The sequence below is a fragment of the Bacillus sp. NMCC46 genome, from assembly GCF_002998465.1.
Taxonomy (GTDB): Bacteria; Bacillota; Bacilli; order Bacillales; family Bacillaceae; genus Bacillus.
Genome location: NZ_PVQZ01000006.1, coordinates 82311 through 96912 on the forward strand (window position 1 = coordinate 82311; position 14602 = coordinate 96912).

Consider the following 14602-nt stretch of genomic DNA (forward strand, 5'->3'; position numbering starts at 1 on the left):
TTGTATAGTATAAATGGTTAGGAGTTGTAATCATGAATGCACAATTAAAAAAAGGTTTGCTGGAATTCTGTGTACTGGCGGTATTAAAGAAAGGCGATTCCTATGGTTATCAAATTATTAAAGATATGTCCCATTGTATTGAGATTTCAGAATCGACATTATATCCGATATTAAAGCGGTTAGAGCAAAACAACTATGTGGAGACCTATTCTCAGGAACATAACAGTCGATTAAGAAAGTACTACCGAATGACAAATAGCGGCCGTGAGCATATGGCGCAGTTTTTAGCGGAATGGGATCAAGTGATGGCGATTTACGACTTTATTTCTGGAGGACAGGGCAATGAATAAAAAAGAATTTTTAGCCAGCTTAGAGAAGCACCTGCATCGTCTAGGCGAAAAAGAAAGTGATCGGTTCATCGAATATTACGATGAAATGATCGAGGATTATCAGGAAGATGGCTACAGCGAACAGGAAGCTGTTCATCAAGTGGGTCAGCCTTCAATCATCGCTGAGGGGATTATGAAGGAACAAGGAATCAAAACTGCTCAGGTGCCGACGTTCGGAGAAAAAGCTACAAGGCTTTCCATTCTCATTTTGGGCTTTCCGTTATGGGGAAGTATTTTAGCAACGGTCATTCTGCTGATTCTTTCTGTCTATATGGTGGTTTGGTGCGTTCCGCTCGTCACAGGTGCATTGACGCTCACTGGTCTGCTCGGAGGTTTTTGGAGCATCATTGGTTCTCCATTTATTTTTCAGGACGGTTTGCATGTGGTGGTGACGCAGGTTGGAGTGGGTATTCTTCTATTAGGTGTCGGATTATTATGCGGAATTGCCACGGTGTATTTGACAAAGTTATTTGTGCAAATGACTGTTCAAACCACTAAGGCATTCATGGGAATGTTTAGAAAGAAGGTCGTGAGAATATGAACGTGAATGAATTCAAAAAGCAATGCTTTAAATGGGGCATGATCTTCACAGTTGTAGGAGGCATTGTAACGGCGATTGGGTTTGGGCTATCAGGTTTTGATCCAGACGCATATCACACAAAAAAAGAGAACAACGTGTTCCGCACCATCAATTGGTAGCAACGCGCTATAATGAACTAAAAAAACCCGCTTATGCGGGTCTTTTTGTTGCTCGGGCCACAAAGAAGAAATAACAGCAAAGTGCACCTAGGTCACAAAGCATAATGATCAGGCCCATTGGAAAGGCTGTTTGGCTTCCCGCTAGTCCGACAAGAGGTGTCATGCATGCGCCTAGCAGCATTTGTGCCACCCCGATGAGGGCAGCTGCACTTCCTGCATGCGCTCCGTGATGCTGCATCGCAAGAGACGGCGCGGACGTACCGACAATTCCGACGCTTGAGACAACAAAAAACAATGGAATGAGAATGCCATACAACCCTGCATCAATGGAGATCATCAAAAATAAGGAGACGCCGCCTAAGGCAGCTGTCAGCAATCCAATGCGAAGAACTTTCTCTTCGCCGATTTTTACAGCGACACGGGCAAATACTTGTCCAGCCGTGATGATGCCAAGACTATTCACCGCAAAGGCAGCACTAAATCCTTGTGGAGAAAGGTGGAAAAGATCCTGGAGCACAAACGGTGAGCCAGAAATATAGGCAAACATCGCTGCGAATACAAGACCCTGCGAGAGGGCATACCCAACAAAGAGACGATCACTCGCTAAAATTTTCATGGCACCAACAATCTGTTGAAAGCCCCCAGTCTGTCTGCGCTCCACAGGTAAACTTTCTTGTAGTGAAAAAATGGATCTCAGCAGCATCAAGGCCCCGAGAATTCCTAGTAGAACAAATACACCCTGCCATGTTGTAAAGCGTAAAATCTGTCCGCCCACAATAGGTGCCGCTGCCGGAGCAACCCCGTTGACCAACATCAGCAGTGCAAAGAATTTCGTCATTTCTGATCCTTCATAATGATCTCGCACAATGGCTCGTGCAATGACAATGCCAGCTGAACCAGCGAGCCCTTGAATCAATCTTAAGAGGATGAACATCCAAATCGATGTGACCACCGTACATAAAAGTGATGAGGCTATAAAAATGATTAAGCCGATCATCAGCGGTTTTCTTCTGCCGATCGTATCACTAATAGGACCTGCAATCAGCTGTCCAAGCGCCAGTCCAATCAGACAAGCCATCAGACTTAATTGGGACAAAGCCGTGCTTGCTTCAAAATCACGCGCAATATTAGGCAAAGCAGGTAAATACATATCCATTGCAAGCGGTGCAAGGGCTGTTAAAGACCCAAGCAATGCAGCAAGGAGAAATCGATTTTTTTTCGATTCTTGGGGATAAGATAAAGAACTCATATGATCACTACACTCCTCGTATACTTCCTCAAAACAGCATAATGAATCAAGCGTTCCTTTTCAATGGAAATTTTCAAAGATGATTCCGTGCAAAATGATTGATCTTTCGAATGAGACTCTTTACATTGAATGAGTAGAGAAAAGAACAAGGTCATCGACATGCAGTATTTGCATGATACGTATATCTAGCAATAAACAACAGGAGGTGCTGACATGAAGCAGCAAGAGCTGATCATTCGTCAAGCAGTCAAAGAAGATCATGAAGCGGTCAGGCATGTACTAATCAAATCCTATTCACAGTATGAGCCTCAATTTACAGAGGAAGGCTGGCAAAATTATTCTGCTGCGCTTGCAGCAGCTGTAGATAATCCGAACATGGAGCTGATGCTTGTGGCGGAGCTTGAAGGCAAGGTCGTGGGGACGCTTCAAATGTTCCGGTCATCAGAGCAAGCGTATGACAAACCCGAAATGGGCATTACATCAGCCATCGTCCGGTTTTTAGGAGTAGATCCCGATGTTAGGGGAAAAGGAATTGCAGAGTCATTGTTACGTAAAAGTATTGAACTTACGCAATCATGGGGCGAAAATGTCCTGTATCTTCATACATCTGATAAAATGCAGGCTGCCATTCGTCTATATGAAAGAATGGGCTTTGAGCGTGCACTAGATAAAGAATTTGTGAATCAAAATGGGACGCATGTCAAGAGCTATCAATATGTTATCCAAAAAGAACAGCCGGCTGGTTCATCACTTCACTCGTAATAAAAGGAAGAGCAAGTCCTTCAGGGACAGCTTTCGTTCTCTCTTCGTTTTCACCAGCCGTCAATAAAAGGCATAGCTTCATAAAAAGAGGATGATTTGTCCAAGCTCTGTAAGGTTTTCAAGAATCGTGATTCCGTTCATTTATTTCATCTCATCATAAGTCTTCCATAAGTAAATGCAGCAACCCTTTATTTCTTCAAAAAAAATCGGTGTATACTGGAAAGAGAGAAACTAGATGCAGAGGGAGTTGTGACATGTTGTTTTCGCTACATGCGGATCGTTGGGATGAAGTAATCGAGAGGAAAATCAAATACGATCAGAAGGTCGTGGAATATACTTGTCAGCTGTTAGACGCACAGGAGCAGCAGGCTGTGCTGTTTCACAAGATCGAAGACACGTTTACGATGAGGGCAGGTGATGGTGCTCTGACCATTCCAAAAGGGAGCTATACGACCGCCTATTATTGGAAGGATCGACCTTACAATATTTACTTCTGGAGAGATGATCAAGGGAAGGAACTTGGGTCTTATTTTAATATTGTGGGGAATACATGGTTCAACGGCCAGCTGGTCATATTTGAAGACCTCATTATTGATCTTCTCGTTCTGCCGAATGGTCATTTCTTTGTGTTGGATGAAGATGAATTGCCGGAGAGTTTAGCGGCTTTTGAACAAGGTTCAGTGCGCCGGGCATTAGAGGGTGTGATGGCTTCGTTAGAAAGCATACTCGATCAAGTGAGGGCAGATGCCGAAGGAAAATATCATCACAGCTTGTTTGAGCCGATGTTGAAATAGAAAAAACGATTCCTTTCAGGCGAGGAATCGTTTTTTTCTGTCAAACCTTGATACGGTTTAATCGTTTCTGTAAGTTGGTTTTCGTTTTGGAAGCTTTTAGCTGTTTGACAGCGGTTTGAGCCGCTGCTTTTGTTTTCTTTGTCCGTTTGGCTTCCGCTTTTTTCACCTTTTGTTTGGCGTCTGTCACTTTCTTTTGATAGGCGACCTGTTTTTTGACTTTGTCGAGCCGGTTTTGCAGGCTTGTTTTTTCTTTGCCTTTGTTTAGCTTTTTGATAGCCGTTTGGGCGCTTTTAATGGCGCCTTGTGTTTTGTTTTTTTCGGCTGTTTGAACCTTTGAACGTGCGGAACGGATATCAATGGTTCCTTGTACCTTTTTCACCCGTTCGGTGAGTGCTGTTTTTTGTTTACTTGCAGTGAGTCGGCCAATTCTCGTTTTGGCTTGATTGACATCTGCCTGCTTTTTAGATGTTTCGGCTTTTTTGACAGCGCTGGTCGCAGCCTTTAAAAAGGTGGATTGCGGTACATATTGCACGCGGCCATAGCCGAATTGTGGATCCTTTCCTTTTGCGCCAAGATCCACTGTATAGCTGCGCAATAAGGTGCGAAGCTGCGCATTTGTTTTCTTCGGATGAAGCTGCTTCAACAGCGCCAGCATCCCTGTGACATGCGGTGCAGCTTGTGATGTACCCGTTGCATACCAATATTCATTTTTTAAATAAGTGCTGATGACGTTCTCGCCAGGGGCAGAAAATTCGATGCCTTTCCCTGTATTTGAGATAGACGCGAGTTTGTCTTTGTCAGTGGTTGCGGAAACAGCAATGACGCTATTGTAAGCGGCAGGGTAGCTGATATGATTCTTCTTCCCATCATTTCCGCTTGCAGCGACCACAAGCAGTCCTTTTTTGTATGCTTCATCCACTGCTGAACGCAAGATGGGGATATTGTCTTCAAAACCTAGACTTAAATTCATAATATCCATCTTATTGCTAATGGCCCAATCGATGCCTCGAAGCAGACTGTACAGGTCGCCTTCTCCCTTTTTATCTAACACTTTCACAGCATACAGCTTCGCGCCAGAAGCGACGCCGACTGTGCCGTAATCGTTATTGATCGCACCAATCGTGCCCGCAACATGTGTGCCGTGTCCTTCATCATCTTTATAGGAAGATGTGTAGTTCACAAATGATTTACCGCCCGATACCTTTAAATCCTCATGTGGAAAAATACCAGTATCTAAAACGGCTACTTTCACATTTTTACCTGTGACGCCTTCTTTGATCGCTTTCTTTACATTCAGCTTTTGCAGGTTGTAAGATTTTTGAACCAATGCATCCTGATTCGTAGCGGCAGCAGTTTTTTTCATGGTAGAAGAAGCGAGTTTGACCTTTACGTTTTTTGACACATATGCAATGTTTGGGTCTTTTTTGAGTGAAGTGACGGCTTGTTCATCTGCTGTCACAGCGACAGCGGGAAGATGTATGTACTGTGCGTTCACTTTTTCACTTTCTTCAATAGCCGTTTGCTTTCCTTTTTGGTTTTTATAGACGATAATGACATCTGTTTCTTTTGGCGGTGCAGCTGCCTGCGAATGGTAAGGCAAGGCAGTTGTCAACGCAAGAAGAAACGCGATGACTACGACGATTTTCTTTTTCAAGGCGATAGCCCCTTGCATACGATGACCTCCGTCTTTTTTTCTCTATTATATCGGAGAAATGAGAAGGATGGTTAGAAGAATCATATTGTTTGTCAGAAAGTTTTTTTACAAGTAACCTGAAATTGAAATTCATACAAATCTAGTAGACAATAGAGAGATCATAATAAGAGAAAGTAGGACATGCTGATGAACGTAAAAGAGTATATGACGTATGATGCGACTGGCTTGGCAGCACTTGTACGGAATAAGCAGGTAACGCCAGACGAGCTTGTACAGGCTGCATTTGCTAGATTGAATGAGGTCAATCCTGAACTAAATGCGGTGATTCAGACAAGACAAGATCAAGTATTAAAAGAAATCAAGACATTACATACGAATCAGCCGTTTGCGGGCGTTCCATTTGTACTGAAAAATATATCGCAAGGGATGGAAAATGAACCGCTGACAGCAGGTGCTGCATTGTTAAAGGATGTAAAGGCAAAAACGGACTCCCACTTTGTCCATCGATTGAAGCAGGCTGGATTTCTCATGATGGGGCATACAAACACACCAGAATTCGGTTTAAGGAATGTAACAGAACCTTCTTTACATGGTCCAACGAGGAACCCTTGGCATCCTGACTATTCCCCTGGCGGTTCAAGCGGCGGGACGGCAGCAGCTGTTGCAAGCGGCATCGTACCGGCTGGTGGAGCAAGTGATGGCGGTGGGTCCATTCGGATTCCAGCATCCTTTACAGGTTTGTTCGGTCTCAAGCCAACGAGAGGAAGAACGCCAGTAGGACCAGGCGCAGGAAGGCAGTGGCAAGGGGCTTCCATTGATTTTACACTCACAAAAACAGTGCGGGACAGTGCAGCCCTTCTTGATCTGCTTCAAGTCATTCAGCCTGAAGCGGCTTTCCAAACGCCGTTATACGACGGCAGCTATCAAGAAGATCTAGTGAAACGTACATCTTCTATGCGAATTGCTTACAGTATAGAATCTCCAGTAGGTACGAAGGTTAGTGAGGAAGCGAAGCAGGCGGTTCAGCAAACAGTGAAATGGCTGAGTGACCAAGGGCACCAAGTAGAAGAAGCGAAGCCGGCAATTGACGGGATCCATCTGATGCAGCAATACTACGTCATGAACAGCGGAGAAATGTCTGCATTATTCACGTCCTTGGCTCGTTCATTAGGACGTCCAGTCAATCCGGAGGAAACGGACATCGTCGCATGGGTGCTGGCGGAGGCTGGCAAGAATGTGACCGCTGCTGCTTATACAGAAAGTCTTGATGCGTGGGATATGGCGGCTGCACAAATGGCATCATTTCATCAAACGTACGATCTTTTTGTGACACCAGCTACTGCCTATTCAGCTCCAAGGATTGGTGAGCTGATGCATTCGAAAGAGGAAATCACTGAACTTTTACGTGTGTCATCCCTCTCAATGCAAGCGCAGCAGGATCTCATTTATGACATGTTCTTAAAGAGTCTGACCTACACACCATTTACACAGCTTGCCAACTTAACGGGTCAGCCTTCTATGAGTGTTCCTGTTCATCTCACTGAAGCGGGCATGCCTTTAGGGGTACAGGTGACAGCACCAAAGGGAAAAGAGGACTGGCTGCTTCGGCTTGCAGCAGAAATGGAGACATCCTCGATTTGGAAAGGAACAAATCAAATCATACGTTGAAACGACATTTGTCTATGGAGGGAAAGGAGTGTCACACGTGAGTACGAAGGACAGAATCATTCAAACGGCTGCACTTCTTTTACGAAAACAGGGGTATCATGCGACAGGATTGAATCAAATCATTAGAGAGAGCGGCACGCCTAAAGGATCTCTTTATTATTACTTTCCAAACGGAAAAGAAGAGCTAGCCATAGCAGCCGTTGAATATATTAGTCAAAAGGTCATCGATCGAATTGAAGAAAGTTTTGCCTATTCGGATGACCCTTATATCGCCATCGACCGTTTTATGACAAACATCATTCGGGGATTTATGGAGCAAGAAAGTGAAAGAGGGATTCCGATTGTCTTGCTGGCGGCAGAATCCAAGCCAGAACATACGCAGCTTCATGCTGCATGCAAACAAGAAATGATCCGCTGGCAAGAGCTTGTGAAAGAAAAGCTAATGAACAGCGGATATGAAGAAAACAAAGCGGATGAGCTGGCTTCTCTCCTTCATTCAATGGTGATTGGGGGTCTATCGATGACCACAGCACTCAAACAAACGACCCCGTTAGAACACGTAAAGTGTTACCTTAGACACTTATTTATGCGAGAAGAGTAAAATCTCTCGCATATTGTCTATCTATTATATCAATTGGTCTATATAATAAAGATAGTCAATTAGTCATGAGGAGTGATGGGATGTCGGAGCAACCGCAATCAATCAAGCAATCCGAAGATACCTATTTTTATACCGTGTCTGGTTCAGGGAAGCTGTATGGGCTTGAAAATCAGCTTGTTCATGTGCTGGCAGAAGCAAATCAAACGAATCAGCTGTTTGAGCTTGTCTTAATCACAGGTGGGAAAGGGGCTTATTTTCCACTTCATTGTCATGAGCACTTATTTGAAACCATTTTCGTGCTGGAAGGAAAGCTTGAAGTGATACTGGACGGTAAAAAATATATGGTCACAGCCTTCGATTATATTCATATCCCGCCTAAAACGATTCATGGCTACAGAATGCATAGTCACAAAACAAGGTTTATTTCATATACGTTGGGCGGACAAATGACAGATGTCTATCAGCAAATTGGGAAGAGGCTTCAGCAGAACGAATGGCTGATGACTGATCATGCTTTCGATGCAGCCAGCTTTGAACAAGCTGAAAAAGAAAGCGATCTCATATTGATGCATGGTATCCGGCAGCTATCAAATACAACCAAGCCCTCCGTTTTATTTCATAGTCAGCTCCCTCAGGCGGTGCAGCCCTATGTATTAGAGGCTGGTGAAGGGAAGCAATATATCGTGGATGGTCAGCTTCATGAGCTGATCGCAACAACAGAAACAACTGGAGGCGGGTTCAGCCATTTTGTGATTGAAGGCGCGAAGGGAAAGTATTTTCCTCCACATTATCATCAAGTACATACAGAAGCACTCTATTGCGTTGAAGGAAAAATGAACCTTCAATTGAACGGAGAGGATATTTGCCTGATGCCGGGTGATTTTGCCTATATACCGCCGGATACGATTCATTCTTATGAATTCGTTTCCCATTCTAATAAATTTTTGCTTTTACTGCTCCCTGGAAAGATTGAGCAGTTGTATGAGCAGTTTGAAGAATCACAAAGCCCGAGTATATGTCCTTATTTTATTCAAGAAGGGAACTTGATGATCGATCGAGAGACTTCATCTCAATATGATTTGGTTTTTGTCGAAAAAGGATAAATATGTAACGCGTTACACATGATTGAATAAGCGCCTGTCGAACCTATCGACGGGCCTTTCTTATTTTTTGGCTCCTCCTTATAAATCTCTCATTTGATGAATGAACCATTCATTCAAGGTGAAGCTATGTACAGATGATTTTCGCTAAAGGAGGAAATGCATGTGAGAGCTGTTACTTACCAAGGGAAAAATAGCATTGCAGTGAAGAAAGTAGATGCGCCATCTATTCAAGATCGGGAAGATGTGATCATACGAATTACATCAACAGCAATTTGTGGATCTGATTTACATTTGTATCAGGGGAACTTCCCGCTTCCAATCGGCTATGTGATTGGGCATGAGCCAATGGGGATTGTGGAGGAAGTTGGACCGGATGTCACGGTAGTAAAAAAGGGAGATCGTGTCGTTATTCCATTTACCGTTGCATGTGGTCAATGCCAATATTGTCATCATCACTTAGAAAGCCAATGCGACAACTCAAACCCGCACTACGATTCGGGTGGGCTTTTTGGATATAGTGAGAAATATGGGAATTATCCTGGAGGACAGGCAGAGTATTTACGCGTGCCTTTTGGAAATTACACCCCGTTTAAGATCCCAGATGATTGTGAGCTGGAGGATGAACAATTACTGTTCTTATCGGATGTTCTTCCAACTGCCTATTGGAGCGTGGAGCACGCAGGTGTGAAAAAAGGTGATACGGTCATTGTGTTAGGCTGTGGACCTGTTGGGTTAATGGCGCAGCAATTTGCATGGCAAAAAGGGGCAGAACGTGTGATTGCGGTCGATTACATTGATTACCGTCTGCGACATGCAAAACGGATGAGCGGCGTAGAAGTATTTGATTTTACAGAAGATCCCGACATGGGAGAAACGTTAAAGGAGCTCACCAAGGGTGGAGCCGATGTTGTGATCGATTGTGTGGGAATGGACGGGAAGAAGTCACCGCTTGAAAAAATTGAGCAGAAACTCAAGCTGCAAGGTGGAACGATCGGACCGATTCAAATTGCTACAAAAGCCGTCCGTAAATGTGGAACGGTGCAGATGACGGGTGTGTACGGCGGACTATACAATATGTTCCCATTAGGTGCCTTTTTCGCAAGAAACGTCACACTGAAAATGGGACAGGCTCCGGCGAGAGGCTACATGTCAAAACTCTATCAAAAAGTGACAGCCGGTGAAATTGATCCTAGAGCGATCATCACACACCAATTGCCGTTAGATGATGCCGCTCATGCGTATCACATATTTAATGAAAAGAAGGATGATTGTATAAAGGTCATCTTAAAGCCATAAAAAGAAGGCTTAGGAATATTCCAAGTCTCAGCAAGTAGACAAACCCTCGCATTCGGTGTCAGGTCTGCATTCCGGTGCTCACGAATGTAAATTCGCTCCGCTCCGGTACTCGTCCTTCCTAGACTGCAAAGGTTTTCTATCACGCTGAAAAGAAGACAAAGGCTTAGGAGGTTTCCTAAGCCTTTAATGTGTGCTCGTCCATCATTTTTTCGATTAATTCAAAAAATGTTTTTTTATCTTCTTCTGAAAGATGGTTGAACAGCTGATTGACAAGCAGCTGGCGGTTGTCGATCATTTGTTTTGCGATTTGTTCACCTGATTCAGAGAGTGTAATCCATACAGTACGGCGGTCATTATTATTTCGAGAGCGGATAATCAGCCCTTCATCTTCTAAGTGATTGAGAGCGGTTGTTGTTGCAGAGGGAGATAATGAAACTTCCTGCAGAATATTTTTCACAGTACATGTTTGATGGCGATAAATGATGCGTAAAATAAACCCTTTCACATTCGTGACGTTTTTCGGGATGTTCTCTTCATCTATTTGCTTCGTCGCCTTTAAATACTTTGTCAGCGCATGGTCTAATAAACTTGCCTCTAGCTCGAAATGTTGCATTCTCCATACCTCTTTTCCTATTGCGTTCGCATTTTCCGATCAATTACTAGGTCTATCTTATCATAATAGTTATCATCATTTAAACCAAAATGGAAGACGGCTATAAAATTACCTATATTATCAATTAATATAAAGAACAATTCCAAAATGAAATGATTTTACTTTCAGCTGGTTTTATTTTAGAATGTGAATGAGATAAAATCTGCCAACCCCATTCACTGGAAATTGGCTATTGTAAATCAAACGTTTGGAGATGAAGATATTGAATACTTTACAGGCATTACTTAACGACAGAATGGAACGCTCTTCACAAATTGAAGCGGTAACTGGCGGGGGTGTGTCTTATACATTTGAAGAATATGCAAAACGCATTGACCAGCTCGCTCATTACTTATATCAAAAGGGGATTCGAAAAGGAGACCGCGTTTGCTTTATTTGTCAAAACCATCATCACTTTTCAACGATTATGCTGGCAGCCATCAAAGCAGGTGCAGTCGCAGTTCCGCTTAGCTGGCAGCTTACTTCTTTTGAGCTGGAAGGTATTTTGAAAAAAGCAGAGCCAAAGGCTTTATTTTTTGACCGTGAATTCCGTGACATCATTGCGGCAGTGAATGTGTCTTTAGAAGATTGTCTGATGGTGGAATCCGGTGCCAATGCGAAAACAACCCAGCTGTTTGAAGACATTTTGGCTTCAAATGATGGAAGTCATCTTGCTGATGAGGTATCAGAAGAGGATTTAGCGATGATTTTATTCACTTCTGGAACAACGGGCAATCCAAAGGGCTGTATGGTCGGGCATGGACGAATTTATCAATTTTTAACAAGACATGGGAATCGAGGATTTGATCTGAAAGGAAAACGGTACTTGGCGAGTCATCCGCTGTATCATATGAGTTCAATTAATCATCTGATCGCAGCTGCGATTGAAGGGTATACGCTTGTCTTCTTACATGATGCAACACCGAAACGCATTTTAGAAACGATTGAGAAAGAAAGAATTACGTTCATGATGGCTTTCCCATCAGCTTACACGTACATGCTAGAAGAAATGAAACGCGGTTCGTACGATCTCTCATCTTTTGAAATTGCGATTTCTGGCGGTACGAAGGTGCCGGTACGCTTAATTAAAGATTACAAAGAAGCAGGCATTCAGATGATGCATGGCTATGGAAGTACGGAAGCATGGATTGTCAGTGCGTGGCATCCAGCGATGGGTGAGGATAAAATGGGCTCTGCCGGTAAAGTGGATGCGGATGTAGATGTGAAAATCGTGCATCCTGAGACAGAGGAGACATTGCCAGCAGGAGAAATTGGCGAAGTCGTCATGAGAAGTCCATTTTATTTCCTAGGCTACTATCATCAGCCTGACGCTACTGAGAAGGTGCTGAAAAATGGCTGGTTCCATATGGGGGATGCAGGCTATCTAGATGAAGACGGTTTTCTTTTCATTACTGGCAGATACAAAGATGTGATTCTGTACGGCGGGGATAATATCTATCCTGACCAAGTAGAAGAGGTCATTGATCAAATTCCAGGTGTGATTGAATCAGCTGTCATCGGGGTACCAGACGAATTATATGGTGAAGTGCCAAGTGCGTATATCGTAAAAGACGATTCCGTCGATTTTTGCGAAGAAGATGTGGTGAACTATTGCCAGGAACGTTTGGCAGATTACAAAGTGCCCTCCATTCATTTCACACAGGAGCTGCCAAAAAACAAGCTTGGTAAAATCATGAAGAAAGATTTACGTGAATTGGTTGTGAATGCGTAGTACCTATTCTGCTATAATGAAATTTGAGTGATTTTTTGTTTTTCTAACGTTTTGGAGGGAAAGGGTTTGCGACATATTCTTCGTAAGAAACACATTCACGATTTGTTAGAACAGAGCAGGCAGCAAAAGGTAAAGAGAACGCTGGGGGGGCTCGATCTCACGCTCCTTGGTATAGGGGCAGTGATCGGCACGGGGGTCATGGTGTTAACCGGAATTACAGCGGCTAAGGATGCAGGACCGGCTGTCATTTTCTCCTTTGCCATTGCAGCGATTGTGTGCAGTTTGGCAGCACTTTGCTATGCAGAAATGGCTTCAGCGCTGCCTGTATTCGGCAGTGCGTACATTTATTCATATACAACGATGGGTGAGCTTGTCGGGCATCTGATGGGATGGACTTTATTGTCCGTTTATATGCTGACTGCTTCAGCTGTCGCCAGTGGCTGGTCGAGTTATTTCAACAGCTTGCTTGAGGGGTTTGGCATTTCGATTCCCCATCAATTTTTAGCGGGGCCAGAACAAGGCGGATACATGAATCTGCCAGCCATTATCATTGCCTTACTGATTGCGTGGATCTTATCTAGAGGAACGAAGGAAAGTAAAAAATTCAATAATATCATGGTGTTTGTGAAACTCGGTATTATTGTTCTTTTCATTGTAGTGGGCGGGTTTTATGTACAGCCATCCAATTGGCAGCCGTTTATGCCATTTGGTGCAGAAGGCGTCATTGCCGGTGCTGCTGCTGTGTTTTTTGCCTTTTTAGGATTTGATGCGATTTCTGCTTCTGCGGAAGAGGTAAAAAATCCGCAGCGGAATCTGCCGATTGGTATTATCGGCTCATTACTCATTTGCACGATCATTTACATTGTCGTTTGTTTGATCATGACAGGCATGGTGCACTATACAAAACTGAATGTCACAGAGGCTATGTCCTATGTGCTGCAAAGTGTACATCAAAATAGCGTAGCCGGTATTATTTCTGTCGGTGCGGTCATTGGATTGATGGCTGTGATTTTCGCCAATAATTATGCAGCAACTCGAATTGCCTATGCGATGGGACGAGATGGACTTTTGCCTAAAGTGTTTTCGAAAACAAACAAAAGCGATACGCCTGTTGCAAGCATATGGATGATTGGCGGCATGACAGCTGTTATTTCAGGGTTTATTGATTTAAAGGACTTGTCCAATTTAGCGAATATCGGTGCTTTATTGACGTTTGCGATGGTGAGTTTATCTGTGCTCATTTTGAGAAAGACACATCAGCAGCTTGAGAGGGGATTCAGGGTTCCATTTGTGCCGGTCTTGCCGATTATCTCAATGGGCTGCTGCTTGTTCCTTATGCTCAACTTACCAGGCCGGACGTGGCTTTACTTTGGTGTTTGGCTGTTAATCGGTGTCGTCATGTACGCAGCGTATTCAAACAAACATAGTGAATTAGCGAAATCTTCATGAGAAAAAGGTGCAAATCCGTTGACGATTTGTGCCTTTTTTCATACGATTTGGGATAAGCTATAAAAGAGAAGATGGACGGACAAGAGGAGGATGAAGGGTATGATTAGCGTTAGTCCTTATATTGTGGTAGACGATGTGAAGGAATCTCTTCAATATTATCAAGGAATTTTTGGCGGAGATATTCATATTTTAAATGAACATCAAGACCGTGTGCTGCATGCGGAACTTCACCTTGGAGAATCATTGCTTCACTTTTCAGATACGTTTGGCCGCACACCAAAGCCCGAACATCTCAGATTGATTATGCAGTTTGACAATGAAGAAGAACTAAAGGCTGTATATGAAGCGCTAGAAGCTGATGGAGATGTACTGGTCGAATTACAGGATACGTTCTTTGGCGCACTTCACGGACAAGTACAGGACCGCAAAAATGGGTTGATCTGGGTGCTGAATTATATGAAATAGACGAAGACAAAGAGATAAATAAAGATCATGCAATGATATAAAAATAAAAAATGATTGTGGACACAGCAACCTCAAAAAACAATTCCCTT

Annotated in this window: 15 protein-coding genes; 12 read left to right on the forward strand and 3 right to left on the reverse strand. The window is 43.5% G+C overall.

Features of this window, described 5'->3' with window-relative positions; all coding sequences use genetic code 11:
* The first annotated feature begins 32 nt into the window (after nt 1-32).
* Genes C6Y01_RS15915 through C6Y01_RS18990 form a run of 3 tightly spaced genes read left to right on the forward strand, consistent with a single transcriptional unit; the run spans nt 33 to nt 1088 of the window.
* Nucleotides 33-350 carry a PadR family transcriptional regulator gene (locus C6Y01_RS15915; protein WP_034664309.1) on the forward strand — a complete coding sequence of 106 codons (318 nt, stop codon included), beginning with the start codon at nt 33-35 and terminating at the stop codon, nt 348-350.
* Nucleotides 343-930 (forward strand): DUF1700 domain-containing protein, encoded by a 588-nt coding sequence (locus C6Y01_RS15920; RefSeq protein WP_034664308.1) that lies wholly within the window; start codon nt 343-345, stop codon nt 928-930. The genes C6Y01_RS15915 and C6Y01_RS15920 overlap by 8 nt, the downstream gene beginning before the upstream one ends.
* Nucleotides 927-1088, forward strand: a complete 162-nt coding sequence (locus C6Y01_RS18990; RefSeq protein WP_164847186.1) for a hypothetical protein — start codon at nt 927-929, stop codon at nt 1086-1088. Before C6Y01_RS15920 ends, C6Y01_RS18990 begins: the two co-directional genes overlap by 4 nt.
* Before the next feature lie 31 nt (nt 1089-1119).
* On the opposite strand, the gene C6Y01_RS15925 is transcribed toward C6Y01_RS18990, so the two are convergent.
* Complete coding sequence (locus tag C6Y01_RS15925) at nt 1120-2337, reverse strand: multidrug effflux MFS transporter (RefSeq protein ID WP_034664307.1); 1218 nt, start codon at nt 2335-2337, stop codon at nt 1120-1122.
* A gap of 213 nt (nt 2338-2550) precedes the next feature.
* Here C6Y01_RS15925 and C6Y01_RS15930 point away from each other — a divergent pair, with 213 nt between their 5' ends.
* Both C6Y01_RS15930 and C6Y01_RS15935 read left to right on the forward strand, forming a co-directional pair.
* Nucleotides 2551-3099 (forward strand): GNAT family N-acetyltransferase, encoded by a 549-nt coding sequence (locus tag C6Y01_RS15930; RefSeq protein ID WP_034664306.1) that lies wholly within the window; start codon nt 2551-2553, stop codon nt 3097-3099.
* Between the two features lie 254 nt (nt 3100-3353).
* The gene (locus C6Y01_RS15935) at nt 3354-3893 is read left to right on the forward strand and encodes a ribonuclease FAU-1 family protein (RefSeq protein WP_080869579.1); all 540 of its coding nucleotides are present in this window, start codon (nt 3354-3356) and stop codon (nt 3891-3893) included.
* 40 nt (nt 3894-3933) lie between these two features.
* On the opposite strand, the gene C6Y01_RS15940 is transcribed toward C6Y01_RS15935, so the two are convergent.
* Nucleotides 3934-5565, reverse strand: a complete 1632-nt coding sequence (locus tag C6Y01_RS15940) for a S8 family peptidase (protein WP_034664303.1) — start codon at nt 5563-5565, stop codon at nt 3934-3936.
* A gap of 168 nt (nt 5566-5733) precedes the next feature.
* Here C6Y01_RS15940 and C6Y01_RS15945 point away from each other — a divergent pair, with 168 nt between their 5' ends.
* The 4 genes from C6Y01_RS15945 to C6Y01_RS15960 all read left to right on the forward strand — a co-directional run bounded on the left by C6Y01_RS15945 (nt 5734) and on the right by C6Y01_RS15960 (nt 10215).
* Nucleotides 5734-7215 (forward strand): amidase, encoded by a 1482-nt coding sequence (locus tag C6Y01_RS15945; protein ID WP_034664479.1) that lies wholly within the window; start codon nt 5734-5736, stop codon nt 7213-7215.
* Nucleotides 7216-7252: 37 nt separating this feature from the next.
* Nucleotides 7253-7816, forward strand: coding sequence for a TetR/AcrR family transcriptional regulator (locus tag C6Y01_RS15950; RefSeq protein ID WP_034664477.1), 564 nt, complete (start codon nt 7253-7255; stop codon nt 7814-7816).
* 80 nt (nt 7817-7896) lie between these two features.
* Nucleotides 7897-8919, forward strand: coding sequence for a quercetin 2,3-dioxygenase (locus C6Y01_RS15955; RefSeq protein ID WP_034664300.1), 1023 nt, complete (start codon nt 7897-7899; stop codon nt 8917-8919).
* Nucleotides 8920-9081: 162 nt separating this feature from the next.
* Nucleotides 9082-10215, forward strand: coding sequence for a zinc-dependent alcohol dehydrogenase (locus C6Y01_RS15960; RefSeq protein ID WP_034664297.1), 1134 nt, complete (start codon nt 9082-9084; stop codon nt 10213-10215).
* A gap of 175 nt (nt 10216-10390) precedes the next feature.
* Here the strand turns inward: C6Y01_RS15960 and C6Y01_RS15970 are convergent, their stop codons facing one another.
* On the reverse strand, nt 10391-10828 hold the full coding sequence (locus C6Y01_RS15970; RefSeq protein ID WP_034664294.1) for a MarR family winged helix-turn-helix transcriptional regulator: 438 nt from the start codon (nt 10826-10828) through the stop codon (nt 10391-10393).
* Between the two features lie 262 nt (nt 10829-11090).
* Between C6Y01_RS15970 and C6Y01_RS15975 the strand changes: the two genes are divergently transcribed.
* The 3 genes from C6Y01_RS15975 (at nt 11091) to C6Y01_RS15985 (ending at nt 14513) form a co-directional block, all read left to right on the forward strand.
* The gene (locus C6Y01_RS15975; RefSeq protein ID WP_034664291.1) at nt 11091-12599 is read left to right on the forward strand and encodes a class I adenylate-forming enzyme family protein; all 1509 of its coding nucleotides are present in this window, start codon (nt 11091-11093) and stop codon (nt 12597-12599) included.
* Nucleotides 12600-12665: 66 nt separating this feature from the next.
* Entirely contained in the window at nt 12666-14048 is a 1383-nt protein-coding gene (locus tag C6Y01_RS15980) for an amino acid permease (RefSeq protein ID WP_106031967.1), read from the forward strand.
* Nucleotides 14049-14147: 99 nt separating this feature from the next.
* Nucleotides 14148-14513: a VOC family protein gene (locus C6Y01_RS15985; protein ID WP_058015219.1), complete on the forward strand. Its 366-nt coding sequence runs from the start codon at nt 14148-14150 to the stop codon at nt 14511-14513.
* Nucleotides 14514-14602 lie beyond the last annotated feature (89 nt).

Excerpts from the sequence above, each read along its gene's own strand:
- C6Y01_RS15915 (WP_034664309.1), top strand. The coding sequence starts at position 33 with ATGAATGCACAATTAAAAAAAGGTTTGCTGGAATTCTGTGTACTGGCG.
- C6Y01_RS15920 (WP_034664308.1), top strand. The coding sequence starts at position 343 with ATGAATAAAAAAGAATTTTTAGCCAGCTTAGAGAAGCACCTGCATCGT.
- C6Y01_RS18990 (WP_164847186.1), top strand. The coding sequence starts at position 927 with ATGAACGTGAATGAATTCAAAAAGCAATGCTTTAAATGGGGCATGATC.
- C6Y01_RS15925 (WP_034664307.1), bottom strand. The coding sequence starts at position 2,337 with ATGAGTTCTTTATCTTATCCCCAAGAATCGAAAAAAAATCGATTTCTC.
- C6Y01_RS15930 (WP_034664306.1), top strand. The coding sequence starts at position 2,551 with ATGAAGCAGCAAGAGCTGATCATTCGTCAAGCAGTCAAAGAAGATCAT.
- C6Y01_RS15935 (WP_080869579.1), top strand. The coding sequence starts at position 3,354 with ATGTTGTTTTCGCTACATGCGGATCGTTGGGATGAAGTAATCGAGAGG.
- C6Y01_RS15940 (WP_034664303.1), bottom strand. The coding sequence starts at position 5,565 with ATGCAAGGGGCTATCGCCTTGAAAAAGAAAATCGTCGTAGTCATCGCG.
- C6Y01_RS15945 (WP_034664479.1), top strand. The coding sequence starts at position 5,734 with ATGAACGTAAAAGAGTATATGACGTATGATGCGACTGGCTTGGCAGCA.
- C6Y01_RS15955 (WP_034664300.1), top strand. The coding sequence starts at position 7,897 with ATGTCGGAGCAACCGCAATCAATCAAGCAATCCGAAGATACCTATTTT.
- C6Y01_RS15970 (WP_034664294.1), bottom strand. The coding sequence starts at position 10,828 with ATGCAACATTTCGAGCTAGAGGCAAGTTTATTAGACCATGCGCTGACA.
- C6Y01_RS15985 (WP_058015219.1), top strand. The coding sequence starts at position 14,148 with ATGATTAGCGTTAGTCCTTATATTGTGGTAGACGATGTGAAGGAATCT.